The organism is Chryseobacterium sp. StRB126, from assembly GCF_000829375.1.
Lineage (GTDB): Bacteria > Bacteroidota > Bacteroidia > Flavobacteriales > Weeksellaceae > Chryseobacterium.
On the sequence record NZ_AP014624.1, the window covers coordinates 637,809 to 653,850 of the forward strand.

The 16,042-nt window shown below is 36.3% G+C and carries 9 protein-coding genes (1 of these 9 running past the window's edge); 3 read left to right on the top strand and 6 right to left on the bottom strand.

What is annotated here, in order from left to right; all coding sequences use genetic code 11:
- The 4 genes from CHSO_RS02750 to CHSO_RS02765 form a co-directional block, all read right to left on the bottom strand.
- Window positions 1-5,940 carry the start of a non-ribosomal peptide synthase/polyketide synthase gene (locus CHSO_RS02750; RefSeq protein ID WP_045492111.1) on the bottom strand. The gene continues 38,301 nt to the left of window position 1, outside the view, so only the first 5,940 of its 44,241 coding nucleotides appear in the window; it begins with the start codon at window positions 5,938-5,940; the stop codon falls past the left edge of the window.
- 473 nt (window positions 5,941-6,413) lie between these two features.
- Window positions 6,414-8,174 (bottom strand): FISUMP domain-containing protein, encoded by a 1,761-nt coding sequence (locus CHSO_RS02755; RefSeq protein WP_045492113.1) that lies wholly within the window; start codon window positions 8,172-8,174, stop codon window positions 6,414-6,416.
- A 228-nt stretch (window positions 8,175-8,402) separates the two neighbouring features.
- A complete protein-coding gene (locus CHSO_RS24870) occupies window positions 8,403-8,969 on the bottom strand; it encodes a hypothetical protein (protein WP_052480472.1) in 567 nt (188 codons plus the stop codon).
- Between the two features lie 185 nt (window positions 8,970-9,154).
- Complete coding sequence (locus tag CHSO_RS02765) at window positions 9,155-9,793, bottom strand: 4'-phosphopantetheinyl transferase family protein (RefSeq protein WP_045492115.1); 639 nt, start codon at window positions 9,791-9,793, stop codon at window positions 9,155-9,157.
- A gap of 259 nt (window positions 9,794-10,052) precedes the next feature.
- Here CHSO_RS02765 and CHSO_RS02770 point away from each other — a divergent pair, with 259 nt between their 5' ends.
- Complete coding sequence (locus tag CHSO_RS02770) at window positions 10,053-10,556, top strand: superoxide dismutase family protein (RefSeq protein WP_045492118.1); 504 nt, start codon at window positions 10,053-10,055, stop codon at window positions 10,554-10,556.
- Window positions 10,557-10,611: 55 nt separating this feature from the next.
- Here the strand turns inward: CHSO_RS02770 and CHSO_RS02775 are convergent, their stop codons facing one another.
- On the bottom strand, window positions 10,612-12,741 hold the full coding sequence (locus CHSO_RS02775; RefSeq protein ID WP_045492120.1) for a carboxy terminal-processing peptidase: 2,130 nt from the start codon (window positions 12,739-12,741) through the stop codon (window positions 10,612-10,614).
- Window positions 12,742-13,076: 335 nt separating this feature from the next.
- Between CHSO_RS02775 and CHSO_RS25540 the strand changes: the two genes are divergently transcribed.
- Together CHSO_RS25540 and surE are read left to right on the top strand one after the other, a co-directional pair.
- On the top strand, window positions 13,077-13,247 hold the full coding sequence (locus CHSO_RS25540) for a lmo0937 family membrane protein (RefSeq protein ID WP_045492122.1): 171 nt from the start codon (window positions 13,077-13,079) through the stop codon (window positions 13,245-13,247).
- A gap of 321 nt (window positions 13,248-13,568) precedes the next feature.
- Window positions 13,569-14,357 (top strand): 5'/3'-nucleotidase SurE, encoded by a 789-nt coding sequence (gene surE, locus CHSO_RS02785; RefSeq protein WP_045492124.1) that lies wholly within the window; start codon window positions 13,569-13,571, stop codon window positions 14,355-14,357.
- A gap of 265 nt (window positions 14,358-14,622) precedes the next feature.
- On the opposite strand, the gene CHSO_RS02790 is transcribed toward surE, so the two are convergent.
- Window positions 14,623-16,026 carry a radical SAM protein gene (locus CHSO_RS02790; RefSeq protein ID WP_045492126.1) on the bottom strand — a complete coding sequence of 468 codons (1,404 nt, stop codon included), beginning with the start codon at window positions 16,024-16,026 and terminating at the stop codon, window positions 14,623-14,625.
- Window positions 16,027-16,042: the final 16 nt, after the last annotated feature.

Consider the following 16,042-nt stretch of genomic DNA (forward strand, 5'->3'; position numbering starts at 1 on the left):
TAAAAATTCTATAATCTTATCCTCAGCTATAGCTTCATCAGATACATAATATCCGACAAGAAATTTCATTCCAGCCTTATTTTCTTTCGCGAGAACCACAGCCTGTTTTATACCGGGATATTCCTGAAGCCTGGTTTCAATCTCGCCTAATTCAATTCTATATCCACGAATTTTTACCTGAAAGTCGTTTCTGCCGATATACTCAATATTTCCATCCGGATGAAGACGCACCAGGTCTCCGGTTTTATAAATTTTTCCGTTTTTCCCTCTTATTTTCTGTATAGGAGTCTGGAAAGGGTTTGAAATAAAACGTTCTGAAGTAAGATCCGGTCTGTTCAGATATCCTCTTGCAATTCCGTTTCCTCCAAGATAAAGTTCACCAATAGCCCCTACAGGAACTGGGCGGTAATTTGCATCTAGTATGTAAGCTGAAGTGTTTCCAACCGGACGTCCTATAAGATGTACATCACCATGTTCTACCTGTTTATAAGTCGCATAAATAGTTGCTTCTGTCGGCCCGTAAAGGTTGTAGAGATTGGTATATTCTGACCAGTATTTACCGGTTTCATAATCACAGGGCTCTCCTGCATACAATAGCCCTTTAAGGCTCGGATATTCTATACGCGGCAATACCGAAAGCATCACCGGTGGCAGATAAGCATAAGCAATATCGTGATCTAAAAGATACTTGCTAATGGAGTCTGCGTCTTTTTTAAGGGTTTCATCAAGGATATGCAGCTCATTTCCATATAACAGGGCATTAAAGAATTCTGATACGGATACATCAAAAACATAAGAGGTATAGGCTGTTATCTTTTCTCCTTCACTGAATCCATAAGCATCTCTGATCTGTGAAACAACATTTACTACATTCTGATGCTCAATCATTACTCCTTTAGGCATACCTGTTGTTCCACTGGTATAAATTACATATGAAAGGTTCTCCTTAGAAACTTTTGTAACGGGGTTATGAGAAGATGTTGCTTCCAGAATTGCTTTAAATACAAGATCATTTAGGGATATTATATTTACAGATTCTCCTTCTATCTTATTTTTTAAAGCTTCTTCTGTAAGGACTGCTTTCGCCCGGGTATCATGAAGAATATGCTGAATTCTGTCTGCCGGATATTGAGGATCCATTGGAACATATGCAGCTCCTGCTTTTAAGACACCCAAAATAGCTATAAGCATATTTTCTGATCGTTCTAAACATATTGGGATCAGATCATCAGGTTTAACATGATATACATCAATGAGATGATGAGCCAGGCGATTGGCACTCTCATTCAATTCCTGATAAGATAATCTGATATTCTGATATACCAGGGCCGTAGCATTGGGTATTTTTGCGGCCTGATCTTCAAATAATCTATGAATGGTATACTCTTCAGGATAATCGTATTCTGCAGTATTCCAATCCTTTGTAACCTTCTGATAATTTTCATCATTCAGAAGCCGGAGGCTTTTAATTGTATTATTTTTTGAGACTGTATTTCCTGCTTCAACCAATTGGTTCAGGATAAGCATATACGTCTCTTTCATACGGATAATAGTCTCTTCTTTGAAAAGAGCTACTGCATAATTGAATATTCCACGGATACTGTCTCCATGAACATCAATCATCATTGTCAGATCAAATTTGGCAGATTTATAATCAATATCCCCATCAAAAGGAAGAAGTATTGCATCGTTATTTTGATGGGAGACCTTTTCTTCAAAGCTTTGAATCCCAAACATTACCTGGAAAATCGGATTTCTTGAATTATCCTGCTCTACCCCAATCTCCTCTACCAGTTTTTCGAAAGGAAGATCCTGATGAGACTGAGCATTGATGATAGACTCTGAAACCTGTTTAACGAAATCTTTTATATGCTGATCAGGATCTATTGTTTCCCTTAAAGCAAAGGTATTAACAAAGAATCCTATGATATTTTCAAGACCGGCGTGATGACGGTTAGCAACAGGACTTCCTACAATAATATCATCCTGTCCCGAATAAGCGGATAGCATCAGATAATATCCACTCAGCATCACACTGTATAAACTTACTCCGAGGTCTCTTGAAAGGAGTTGTAACCCAGATGCAAGCTGTTCCGGAAGGTCAAAATAGGTTGTTGCCCCGGTATAGGAAACATGAGCCGGTCTCTTAAAATCTAAAGGAAGATCCAGCGTCTGGAAGCCATCCAGCTTATTTTTCCAATAAGAGGACTGCTCATCAAGTATTTCTCCGGAAAGATAGTTTCTCTGCCATAATGCAAAGTCTTTGTATTGAATAGATAATTCCGGTAACTGAGGAACTTTCCCTTCGATAAGAGCCTGATAAATAGCATTAAACTCGTTGATAAAAATTTCTGTAGACCATCCGTCAAAGGCTATATGGTGGATGACCACTGATAAGTAAGAATGTTCTTCCATTCTGAAAACAGAAACACTTATTGGCAGTTCCTGATCCAAATGGAAAATTTTATTGGCTACATAATCCAGGGCCTGATCAAGTTCTGTTCTGGTTTCTGTTTGCCCGAAATGGATCTTAATCTTTTGGTTGGTTACCTTCTGATATCCCACTCCGTCTTCTGCTGTAAGAATGACACTACGCAATATCTCATGACGCTGCATCAACACGTCAAAAACCTGCTGAAGAAGTTCCTGAGAAACATTCTTTCCTAGTTTAAACACCATCGGAACATTATAAACACTGCTGCTTCCTTCGTAAGACTCAATGAACCAAAGTCTTTCCTGTGCAAAAGATAAACGCTGTTCTTCAGGTTCAGAAACCGGTATAGCGTTGATGATTATTGATTCAGGAACAAAAGTATTTTGATCAAGGATATGAGACAATGAAGCCACTGTTTTATGCCCAAACACCATAGATACATTTACCGGAATTTCCAGCTCCTGCTTGATCTTACTGATGAGTTTAATAGCCATAATACTATTTCCTCCAAGACGGAAGAAATCATCATGAATACCAATACTCTCAGATTCAAGTCCTAAAATCTGACTATAAATACTGCATAATTTCTCCTGTAGCTCATTTTCAGGACCTGTATACTCTCTTTCTCCACTGAACTCAGGTTCAGGCAGCTGTTTCCTGTCCAGTTTTCCATTGATGGTTAAGGGTAAAGCTGTTAATTGTACAAAAACACTTGGCACCATATATTCAGGTAATGTTTCTGATAAATATTCTGTTAGCTTTTCGGCATCCAGTTCTTCTTCAGAAACATAATACCCTGCCAGGTATTTCATTCCTGTATTGTTTTCTTTGGCTAAAACTACAGACTGTTTGATATCAGGATGCTGAGACAATCTTTCTTCAATTTCACCCAATTCTATTCTGTAGCCTCTGATTTTTACCTGAAAATCGTTTCTGCCGATATATTCTATATTTCCATCCGGAAGCCATCGCACCAGGTCTCCTGTTTGATATAATCTTCCGTTTACCCCTTTTTGTTTTTGAATTTCCGTTTGGAAAGAGTTTTTGATGAAACGTTCTTCAGTAAGGTCGGCACGATTCAGATACCCTCTTGCGATTCCCACTCCACCCAGATATAATTCCCCAACAGCTCCTACTGGTGACAGTTGTTGATATACATCCAGAATGTATGCAGAACTATTTCCTACAGGTTTACCGATAACATGAACATCTCCATGTTCCACCTGTTTGTAGACTGCATAAATAGTTGCTTCGGTAGGACCATACAGGTTATAAAGCACCTTTTTTTCTGACCAGTACTTTCCTGTTTCATAATCACATGGCTCTCCTGCATAAAGGAGGCCTTTCAGTGAAGGATAATCTACCCGTGGTAAAACAGATAACATTACCGGAGGTAAATAAGTATAGGCAATATCATTGTTTAGTAAATATTTACTGATCAGATCTGCATCTTTTTTAGTGGCTTCGTCCAATACATGAAGCTCATTTCCGTACAGCAAAGCATTAAAAAATTCAGATACGGAAACATCAAAAACATAAGAAGTATAGGCAGTTATTTTTTCTCCTTCGGAAAAGCTATATGCTTCTCTAACTTCATCCACAACATTGATGACACTCTGATGTTCCACCATTACGCCTTTCGGAAGCCCTGTGGTTCCGCTGGTATAAATCACATATGCCAAATGATCTGCAGAAACTTCCGTGATAGGGTCTGATGATTCCTGTGAGCCCATCAAGCTGTTAAAGTTCTGGTCATTTAAAGAAAGATATTGTACTGAAAGGTGATTTATCTTCTCTATGGTGGACTCCTCAGCAAGAATAACTCTTGCTCCCGTATCTTTGAGAATATGCTCAATTCTATCTGCAGGATATGAAGGATCCATAGGAACATATGCTGCTCCGGATTTCAATACCCCTAAAATCGCAATCAACATATTTTCTGATCTTTCCAGACATAGCGGAACAAGCTCATCCACTTTAAAATCAAAGGTATTGATTAAATAATGGGCTAAACGGTTTGAACGCTCATTAAGTTCTTTGTAGGTAAGCTTAATATCCTGATAAACTAATGCTGTTTTCTCAGGATTTTTTATAACCTGTTCCTCAAAAGCCTGATGAATTGTTTTGGCTGTTTCTGTATCCCAATTAATTGTATCCCAATTATTTATCACAGTCTGATGGAAATCTTCACTTAAAAGGGAGTATTGAGAGATCAGCTTATCAGCCTTTTCTTCCAATAAATCTTCCAGTATTTCAATGAACAGTCTTTTATAAGTATCTACAAAATTGGAAATTAATTCAGCATCTAGTTTTTGATTCGCGTAACGAACTTTATAATTAATTTGTCCATCTCTTACTTCCTGTTCAAATGATAACTTTCCTACCAAATCCACATTCAGATCACTATTAATAATCACATTGCTGGCTCCTTCATAATGAATTACCACATCTTTAAGACTGGTTTGAACAAAGCCGAATTCTAATATATTGGAAGTTGGTGCATAGCTGATAAGCTCTTCAATAGGCATATATCGTGCCTTACTTGTCTTTAATTGATTGGTATATTCTATATTTTGTTGGATAAGATCCTGAAGAGAAGATTCCGCTTCGAATCTGTATCCTTTTAAAATCGTATTAATATGAGCCCCAAAGATAAAGTTCTGTCCTTCTGTAATTCCAACAGGATAATTTATCACCAAATTATTAACTCCTGAAATTCTATGAAGTAAAATAGCAAAAACCAACTGTCCGTAAGTATAGGGTGTCAGTTTATATTTTGAAATCAATTGTCTTACCTTAAGAAATACTGATTCGGGAAAGTGAAAGCGCAGTTCACTTACCGGATTAATCAGGGGCTGTTCTTTTTCAGGAGAGTTTGGTAGAAAGGATTCTGTGGTTTGTAAAAATTTAAACCCTATATTTTCAACTTCTTCTAATCCGGATTTCCAGAAATCTGACATTTCTTTTTTCCCATTGCCCAATATATCTTCAAGCTGGTTTCTCAGCTTTTCATATCGTTCTCCCTGTTCTGTAAGACTGATAGGATTTACATAGCTAAGATCATTGTAAAACGTGCTGAGTTCTGCATAAATACTATTTGCACTCAATCCATCAACAAGAATATGGGAAAATATATGAATAATTCTATAGCCGCCATTATTCAGTTTAATAGCATAAAATCTTGCTAACTGCTCTTTTTCTAAATCAAAAGGCTGTAAGGCAAGCTGTAAAACTTCCCCGGGGCTGGGTTCTTCCGCAATAAATGTTAATATTTGGGCTTTTTCAGAAAGCAAAGGTCTTCGCTTCCAAACTAAATTTTCTGACTCACTTACAACATTACTGTTCAACAGTAAATTATTGTTAACAAATCTGACTAAACTTGAATTCAGTCGCTGGATATCAACAAATCCGGACATAGACTGATCAAAGATAATATTATAGTCACTTCTGGATGGATTCAATATCCATTCATTATAAAAGGTAGATTGATAAGGTGTTAGCTTCATAGCAATATATCCCGAAGGACGGTAGGTTAGGTTAGGTTAGGTACGTTTTTTATTCACTTCATACTCTGGAATCCCTTCTGAATACCTATTTTAGGATGTCACAAATCAACTGCCACCCTTTAGAATTTACAAAAGAGAATAACCAGAGCCTGTTTTATAACAAGCTTTGCATATAAGAGTGAATATTTAGAATTTAAGTGAGTATAGACTTTTCTTCCAACAGCATTACTGAGTCAAAACATAAAACTGCTGGTATTAGCCAGAGAGATCAATGCTTGAGTCAATATTATTTTTAACAGAATCTAAACTCATTAAGAATGAGATGTTTGTTAATCTATTAAGCGTGTTTTCTTATTCAAAAATAATATTTTAAAAAGATGTTTTTTTACTGTTAATGGTTATTTAATAATTATTTAATAGCAACCAACAAAGTGCTGGTCGCTATTAAATAAATGGTATTTCAATAATTCTCTTTATTCTTTAATACAACGAACTGAATTTCCTTGTGATTTGGAAGATCCACTGGTTGTATTGGCAGTTCCAAATGTTGGAATCTGTAGAACATAAGCTGCTGGATTGGCTACAGCATCAGTTGTACTGCTCCAATAGAAGCCCTGTTGTCCTGTATATACAGAAGACAGTGTTCCCTGCCCTGCATCTCGTATTCCAGGTACAGTTAAGCCTAGTTTACTTGCAGAAGCTCCAGAAGCTCCATTTAAAACATTCATGTTCAAGTAGTTTGTTAACTGAGCTCTTGTTGGAACTTTAAATCCTACAGGACATGGATTGTTGGTAGAAGTTGAATTATCCCATAAATTTGAATTAGGATTTACTCTCCAGTCTCCACCCACAGCAATAAACAATGGATTAGCCGGTACATCACTTTTCACTCCAGTAGTCCCATTAACAGGAGTTCCGTTGTTTGGCCCTGTCCAGTTAATCAATTCATGAGCATCTGGTCTTCTTCCCCACTGGAATAAAGATCCGTAAGCACGATAATCTGATGAAGATGTTGCTTTTTGACCGAGATTGAAATTAGGTCCGTTCACATTGGTATAATCTGCTCCTAAATTGTGATTCAGCCATACATTATTATCTTCAGCCTGTATAGGAAGATAAAGGAAGTTATGGTTGAAATTCCCCTGAACATCAGGTTCATTAAACATTCTATCAGGAATAGCTGCTATGATACGGACTTCATATCCTTTTGGAGTTCCAGAATTAGGTAATAAGAATTTTCCTAATAATACTCCAAGGTAATCATTTCCAATTCCTGCATTTACATCCAGCTTGCGGGCATTTAAAGTCCCAACTTCGGATTTCAGTGTTGCAGTAATTGATTTAGTAGAAGCATTATATGATTGAGAATTCCATGATAAGGTAATATTTCTTGAAATTCCATCCTCTGTAAGGTTGGCTGGTATATTAATGGTTTGGCTCCAAGCCCCTACAGTTCCACTTCCGGTAGCTGTTGCAGGAACATAGACCGTAAGGCCAGAAGTAGGAATTATTCCCTGCAGATCAACTAATGTTTCAGGTGTTCCGTCAGCAGCAACTGGTCTTGCGGTTGTAGCTGGCCCAGTAGGAGTTGTAAATGGAGAATAGTCCTGATCATAAACAGAAGCAATAAAGTAACGCCCTTCTATTGTTATATTGGGCGGAATTATAGGGGTACCCGGATTTACTACTAGAGTAAGGTTAGAACAAGTACTTCCATTGATGGTAATATTAAATGTTGCTGTTCCAGAACTGATAGGAAAACCTGCTACAGAGAGTTGTAAGGTTCCATTTCCAACAGCAAAAGTTCCCGGAGCAAGTGTAGCAGTTAGCCCATTCGACTGAAAAGTTTGTCCAGCGTAGGCGCTTCCGTCTCCATTAGTATAAGGGATAGTTAAAGTTCCTGTATAAGATAATCCTTGTGTTGCTGAACTAGGAGTAAATGTAGCGGCTCCGCAATTTAGGGTAAAAGCAGGCGTCTCTTTCCAAAAGCATTGAGACCAGGCGCCTCCCTGGAAAGCCTTTACACATTGCTCTGATACATCATAGATCAACATCCCGTTAACCGGATTATTAATCACTCCTGTATTTGGAATTCTGTTCAGTAATAAACTCTTATTGGTAGATCCAAGTTCAAGATCTGCACTTAGATTGGGATTAGGTTGATTAATTCCAACCTGAGCAAGGGAAAAAGAGCTAATACTAATGTAAATAGGTAATAAAAACTTTTTTTTCATGTTGAATTTTTGTTGTGGTTTAATAAAATTTGTCTATATAAGTATTCTTTCATTGATGTTGCAATGAAAATAAAGAATAGCAAATTCCAGTAAACAGGTTCTGAAAATATCTGTATAGATGTACTACATGCACCCTGTACATTAATAAAGGTAATGACAGACTTTCATTGAAATTACTTAAAGATATTGCAATGAGTTGAAACTGGTCACCGGAAAATATCTACTATATCATTTAGAAACAACAGCACAAGAATTTCCTGCAATATTTGCATTAAATGTAATATTTCCAGTCCTATCCGGGGTCCCGGTAACAGAATACTGTAAGCTTCCGTTCCCTACCACGAAGTTTCCGGCAGATAAAGTAGCAATCAATCCATTGTTCTGAATAGATTGTGCTTCATAACTTCCACCATTTCCTCCTGTATAAGGAATTGTCAAAGTCCCTTTAAAAGCCTGACCTGCAACCGGATTGGGAGATAAAGTAGCAGAAGTGCATAATAATGAAACCGGACTAACTAATGCTTTTTTTCCGATCAATCCTTTTCCGAGACATTTAGACCATTTACCATTCTGATATGCTTTTACACATTCTTCTGATTGGTCATAAATCATCATCCCATTAACCGGGTTTGCGACCGCAGCAGTGTTGGGAACTCTGTTTAAAAGGAGTGTCTTGTTCGTAGAGCCCAGTTCAAGATCTGAACTGAGATTGGGATTGGTTTGTTTGATACCTACCTGTGCAAAAGAAAGCACACTGAGACTGAGGGTAATCAGCAGTAATACATTTTTTTTCATTTGTATAAATCTTAGTGTCTAAATAATTTTTTTTCTCTGAGTAAAGATATAAGTTAAAAATGAATTTTCAAAAAAAAAAGGTAAAAAATATAAACTTTATCACTAAACAATGATTTTACAATTAATTTTAAATAATTGAAATTCATTTAAATAAAAGGGTTAACAAGGTGTTAAAAACAATTAACTCAAATTTCAACAGCCATTAGAAAAGGAATTATATTTTTAATGTTTTTATCCTCCGAAGCTATGCAAGTCTGATAATTTTCATCAATAAATATCTCCTTTGTAAAGAATTTTTTACATTCAATTTCGCATTCATCATTTACAATTTCAAAAGAATCTAGTGGAATCATCATTCCTCCTCCATGAGCTTTCATTACCGATTCTTTATGAGTCCAATATGAAAAAAAATCCCCAATTTGAGCTTCAGAACGGTCAATTTTATGGAATTCACCCTCTGTCATCTGAAACTGAAAGTCCCGATAATTGATTGTATGGTCTATAAATTCAACATCAATTCCTATGGGAAATTCTGCAATAGCACAAACTACAAGTTCTTTAGAATGAGAAATATTGAAATGGACATGCTGATCTTTTAAATAAGGTTTATTATCAGGAGACCGCATAATCTGTGCTTCATCAATGTGAAAATGAGACTTTAATCCTACCTGTAAAAGAACTCTTCCCAGCAGGGAAAGCTGAGCATCCTGCCATCTTCTGTATTTCAAGATATTCTGTCTAAACTCCTCTGGAAAAGAGTTTAAATACCGATCTAAAAAATACTGATGCTTTTCTTCACTGATAAATGTATATAGAATAACCATCTTTAATGCTCTTCAAAAATGTTGTTGTATTGATGGTAAAAGAAAACTGTGATCCTTTACTCAAAAAGATAAAAATAAACAATTTTATCCGTCTTTCAATCTAGATTATTAAGAGGTTAAACCTACACATTCTGAGGTTAAACGGAATAAAATTAAATGGCTCCCTCAGATATTCTTTCAGAAAAAAGACTGTAATCATAAAGCGTTCTGGAAAATCTTTTATAAATTTAACCTAAATATCACTATAAATCATTTAAAAATGAAAGTACAAACATTAGCATTATTGGCAGGATGTGCGTTTTTAGCCGTTTCATGCGGAACTACAAAAACGTACAGCGTAAATGCCAAAAGCGGAACACAAACAGGAGGAACGGCAAAGTTTACCCAACAGGGAAATGATGTAATCATGAAACTGAATGTAACCAATCTTACCCCTGGAATCCATGCAGTACACATTCATGAAAAAGGAGACTGCTCTGCAGCAGACGGAACCTCTACAGGCGGACACTGGAATCCATCTAAGAACGATCATGGAAAATGGGGAGCTGAGCACTTCCATATGGGAGATATAGGAAATTTGGTGGCTGATCAGAATGGTACGGCCATTTTAACCTTCAAGACCGACAAATGGTGTCTTGGCTGTACAGATGAATCTAAAAACATCATCGGAAAAGGTCTTATTGTACACGCTGCAGCAGATGATTTCCATACTCAGCCTACTGGGAATGCAGGCGGAAGAGTGGGATGTGTAGAAATTAAATAATCAAGTATTTACACAATAAAAAAACCGATAATTTTCATTATCGGTTTTTTTATGTTTATGATTTAACTCCCATATCTGATACAATATTCATTGCTTCCTGCAGGTAAAGATCTTTTTTCAGATTCTTGATCCACATTTCAGATTTCTTTTTGAAAGCTTCATCTTTTTTCTCTCTTTCAATTTCATTTGGATACATAATAAACTGTAATCCGTTCTCAAATTTAGTCAGCACTTTGAATTTTTCAATCTGGGATTTTCTGTGCTTCATTACCTCATTGAATTTATTGATGTTCAGCGTAATATTTTCTTCTTTATCCAGTTTCTCTCTCCATTGGGCTGATTCTAACAGAAGCTGGTAATTCTTATTCTTAGCCATTCTGTCTGCACTTGCTTTTTCAAGAGCCTGAATGTTAAAGAAATTCAGTTTTTCGAATTTGGTAGCCGGAATTTTATCCCAAGCCAGCGCAAAATCGTCATAACGCTCTCCTACTTCAGCATACGTAAAGAAATCTTTCATCTGGATATCAGAAACAATTCCTTTTCTCTGTGTAGATTCACCCGTAATTCTATAGAATTTCTGGATCGTCAGTTTTAAAGATCCGAAATCATCTTCAGTATTCAGGAATCTGTTCAGGTCAACAAACGTCTGAACGGTTCCTTTCCCGAAAGACTGTGGAGATCCAATCACCATTGCTCTTCCATAATCCTGCATTACACCTGCTAAGATCTCAGAAGCTGATGCAGAAAGCTCATTTTGCATAATAACAAGCGGACCTGTCCAGATTGGAGCCTCATATTTGTTCTTTAGAGTCTGTATTTTTCCATTTCCATCCTTTACCTGTACATAAGGTCCGGCATCCATGAAAAGTCCCATAATATCTCCTACTTCCGTTAATGATCCTCCACCGTTGTTTCTAAGGTCAAGAATGATTCCTTCAATATTCTGAGATTTAAGTTTAACAATCTCGTTCTTAATATCATCAGAAGCATTTCTTCCTTTTGAATTTTCAAAATCAGCGTTAAAGCTTGGAAGGTTGATAAATCCATATTTCTTACCGTTCGGAGCATTCACTACAATACTTCTTGCAAAAGTATCTTCAATAGCAACCTCTTCACGAATCATGGTTACATCTTTAATCGTTCCGTCTTTTTTCTGAACGGTTAAGGTAACAGGCGTTCCTTTTTCTCCTCTGATTAATCTTACCGCTTCATCAGAAAGCATTCCTACCACATTTACAGCATCATCTTTTGGTTTAGATTTTACCTTAAGGATCTTATCCCCTTCAGAAAGCTGCTTGGATTTCCATGCTGGTGCACCAATAGTAAGAGCACCAAGATAAAGATTCCCTTTTTTCTCCTGAATCAATGCTCCGATACCGATTACTTTTCCTGTAAACTGAGTATCAAAGTCTTCTTTATCTTTTGGAGAATAATAGTTGGTATGTGGATCGAATACCTCAGTATAAGCATTCATATACACGGTAAACCAATCCATTTTCTTTCTCTTTTTGAATCTGGTAAAGGTCTCTTTCACAAGATCTTTTACCTCATCTGTAGCTTTTTTGATCTTCTCGTCCTGAGTAAGAACTTTAAGCTTGATGGTATCATTTAATTTGTACTTCTGAACAGAATCTTTCTTCTCTTTCTGAGCTTCTTCTTTGCTATTCATCGATTCAACTTCCTGAAGGATGTTGTATTTGATGAATTTTTTCCATTCATTATACTGTTCCTGCTTATTGGCAGGTACTTTTTTAAGCTTTGGCTCCAGCGTAAGCGTTTCTTCTTCCTGAAGGTTAATAGGCTTACTGAAAATGTCCTGAGTAATCTTATCAATCTCGTCTACTCTTTGGTAAAGTCTGTCAATCGTAAGTTTATAGAAACTCAAATCACCCTGGTTGATATAATCATCAAGCTTTGTTTCATGCTTGCTGAATTCATCCATATCAGACTGCAGGAAATATCTTTTGGCAGGATCTACCAATTCGAAATAGTGCTTATAAACATCTTTTGAGTAGGCATCATTGATAGGCTTCGGACTATAATGCAGGTAAGAAAGAGTGTTTTTTACGCTCACCATTATTGTCTGCATCTTTTCATCATCGTTCTTCGGCGAGTTGAAGCAAAACATTAGACTGGTTAATGGAATCAGTAGTAAAAATTTATTCAGTTTGAAATTTTTCCACATAAACTGTCTTTATTTATTAATTTTTTGAAAAAGTAAGTATTGTAATAAGTAGCAATAATTTGCAGACTGTTACAAACGATCAAATTTAATACCTTATTTATAAATATCGCACAGTTTTAAGAATTTTTATTCAATGAAATTATTATCTTTTATTTTGCGAACACTTTCCTATCATTACATACAAAGTAAATACATAGTATTTCTTTCCTATTAAAAAAATAATCAGTAAAAAGTATTCTTAAGAATTCATAAAGAAGTACCACAAAAGATAATTCCAGTTCACAAAGGCATAAAACATACTGATATTTAGTCGGATAACTTTAAAATATAGTGTCATGAGAAGTTTATTATGGTTAATTGCAGTGATCTGCATCGTTGTATGGCTTTTAGGAATGCTGGGAATTATTCCGGGAATCAGTACAGGGTATTTAATACATGTATTGCTTGTTATCGCCATTATTGTTGTTCTTTATAACATTATTACAGGGAAAAAGCCGCTGGAATAGGTAATAAGTGATGAATGATAATTGATTAGTGATGGAAGGACCCATTTTTCAATTTCAATGGTAATTAGCATTTGGAAGATAATAAGCTTATGCTAAAATTCGATGATTTCTTTCGCTTTGAAATCTTTCCATTTCCAGCATTCAGCTTTCTTTTCTTACTAAAATACAGACGGTTTATTACTAAAATTAAATCAGTGAATGATAAATCCACTGTTTTATTGCGTCTTATTTTTAACTACATTTGATGTGTTGAAAATTCTTTTTGTTCTATTCTAAAATGAACAGATTGTACTGCACTTGTATAAAAAATTAAGATAATATATGGAAAGACCGCTTATTCTGGTTACTAATGACGATGGAATTACAGCTCCCGGTATCAGAAATCTAATCAGCTTTATGAACGAAATTGGAGAAGTAGTTGTGGTAGCCCCAGACTCTCCTCAAAGTGGTAAAGGCCACGCTATCACTATTAACTCTACGCTAAGCTACGAAGAAGTGAAGCTTGAGGGGCCACAAACAGATTATTCATGCAGTGGAACGCCTGTAGACTGCGTAAAAATGGCTCTTGATAAAATTCTGACAAGAAAACCCGATATTGTAGTTTCAGGGATCAATCATGGTGCCAATTCATCCATCAATGTAATTTATTCAGGTACAATGTCTGCCGCTGTAGAAGCAGGTGTAGAAGGAATTCCTGCGATCGGATTCTCATTACTGGATTTTAGTTGGGAAGCAGATTTTACCCAGGCTAAAGAATTTATTCAGAATATTGTAAGAAGAACGCTTGAAAATCCAATGCCGAAAGGAATCGTTCTGAATGTGAACATTCCGAAACTTCCTGCATCGGAAATAAAAGGTATAAAAGTTTGCAAACAAGCGAATGCTAAATGGGAAGAAAGCTTTGATGAGAGGGTGAATCCACATGGGAAAAAGTATTACTGGTTAACAGGGTACTTCAACAATATGGATGATTCTGAAGATGCGGATGAAACTGCTTTGGCTAACGGATATATTTCGATTGTGCCTGTAAAATTTGACCTTACAGCGTATGAATACATGAAAACACTAGAAGAAGTAATGGCTTTTGATGCCGTAAAGGAATCTAAGTAATACTGTTATTTAAAGATAGAAAAAGCGTGAAATCAAATTTCACGCTTTTTATTTTTTTAGTTCTCGCAGATTGGGCAAATAACGCAGATTTACATAGTTATGTCGACAACTCATACACAATAATCTGTGAGAATCCGTGTCATCTGTGGGAAAACATAAAAAGATTTTAAATTCATTGATTAACCACAGATTTACGCAGATGGGCACAGATGTTTGCGCTTCAGAAAATGTAGAAATTAGCTAGAAATAATACTTATTTTTGTGTTTAAAATAACACCTTATCTTCGTTCCTTAATTCTTCCAGATAGCTTTTCTTATCATCTCTGTAGAAAAGGTTCATGGTTTCAAACGGAATTAATTTTAGGTCCTTATTGACGATATGAACACAAGATTTCTTTACTGCTCTTACATCAAAATCATGAGCATCCATGAAGTTCATAATGATAATTCTAAACAGGTTATCGTAGTCCAGATCCGGAGCACATACTTCAGGAAGACAACAAAGTAGCTGGTTAACTTTAGGTTGTACCTTATCTACAGAAATACCGGTGCTGAAGATATCCAGTAACTGCATATGAAGCCCTGCATCCTGTTCGTAAACAATGGTATTTTTGGATTCATTATTCAGAAGATCGGCAGGATTGATATATCGGGTTAAAGGAATAACCTCCCCTTGAAGTTTTAATATATAGCCCATTGCAAGCGCATCCGGATTACACGGAACGGGAATAATATCATCAGAGTTTAAAAGCGGGAACTGATTCAAAATCTCCTGTCTTACCTCCGTTAAAGTGATTTTCTCATGAGCAGAATCTTCTCTGTTCCTTCCGGCAATTTCTACCGGTTGGAAGGTAATTCCTCTTACGCATTTCTGTTTTAGGGCAAATTCAATAATCTTTCCGATCTCATCAATATTTTTATCTTTTTGAAGAACAATCACCAAGGTTGTAGAAAGATTGAGTTCGTTCAGTTTTTCCAAAGCCTTCATCCTTACAGAAGTAAGATCTTTTCCTCTGAAATCTTCCAAAACTTCCGGTTTAAAAGAGTCAAACTGAAGATACACTTCAAACTCAGGTGCATAGGTTGCCAGTTTTTCAGCAAAACCAGGATCATTGGCAATTCTTATTCCATTGGTATTCAACATCAAATGTTTAATGGGTTTTGATTTGGCAATATCCATAATCTTGAAAAACTCAGGGTGAATAGTAGGTTCTCCACCACTGATCTGGACCACATCGGGCTCCCCTTCATTTTTTACAATCACATCAAACATGGCCTCAATTTCCTCCAGACTTCTGTGGCTTCCGTAATGTGGGGAAGACATCGCATAGCAGGTTGGGCAGGTGAGATTACAACGGTCCGTAACTTCTACGATGGAAAGACAACTATGCTGCTCGTGATCTACGCAAAGACCACAATCATAGGGACATCCATATTCCACATCGGTTCCGAAATGAAGCGGCATTTCGGAAGCTTTGTTATAATTTCTGATGTTCTTGTAATAATGAACATCAGAAGCAATTTTTGTTTTGAAAAAGCCATGATCCGGACATCTTTTGGTCATGAAAACGGCTTCGTCTTCTATAATAATCTTCGCTCCTACCCTTTTCAGGCATTCCGGACAAAGACTGATCGTATAATCGTAATAAGTATAGTTTCTTACTGGCATCATTAATTTTTAAAAG

Coding starts and splice junctions, on each gene's coding strand:
- CHSO_RS24870 (WP_052480472.1), bottom strand. CDS start 8,969: ATGAAAAAAAATGTATTACTGCTGATTACCCTCAGTCTCAGTGTGCTT.
- CHSO_RS02775 (WP_045492120.1), bottom strand. CDS start 12,741: ATGTGGAAAAATTTCAAACTGAATAAATTTTTACTACTGATTCCATTA.
- CHSO_RS02790 (WP_045492126.1), bottom strand. CDS start 16,026: ATGCCAGTAAGAAACTATACTTATTACGATTATACGATCAGTCTTTGT.
- CHSO_RS25540 (WP_045492122.1), top strand. CDS start 13,077: ATGAGAAGTTTATTATGGTTAATTGCAGTGATCTGCATCGTTGTATGG.
- surE (WP_045492124.1), top strand. CDS start 13,569: ATGGAAAGACCGCTTATTCTGGTTACTAATGACGATGGAATTACAGCT.
- CHSO_RS02755 (WP_045492113.1), bottom strand. CDS start 8,174: ATGAAAAAAAAGTTTTTATTACCTATTTACATTAGTATTAGCTCTTTT.
- CHSO_RS02770 (WP_045492118.1), top strand. CDS start 10,053: ATGAAAGTACAAACATTAGCATTATTGGCAGGATGTGCGTTTTTAGCC.
- CHSO_RS02765 (WP_045492115.1), bottom strand. CDS start 9,793: ATGGTTATTCTATATACATTTATCAGTGAAGAAAAGCATCAGTATTTT.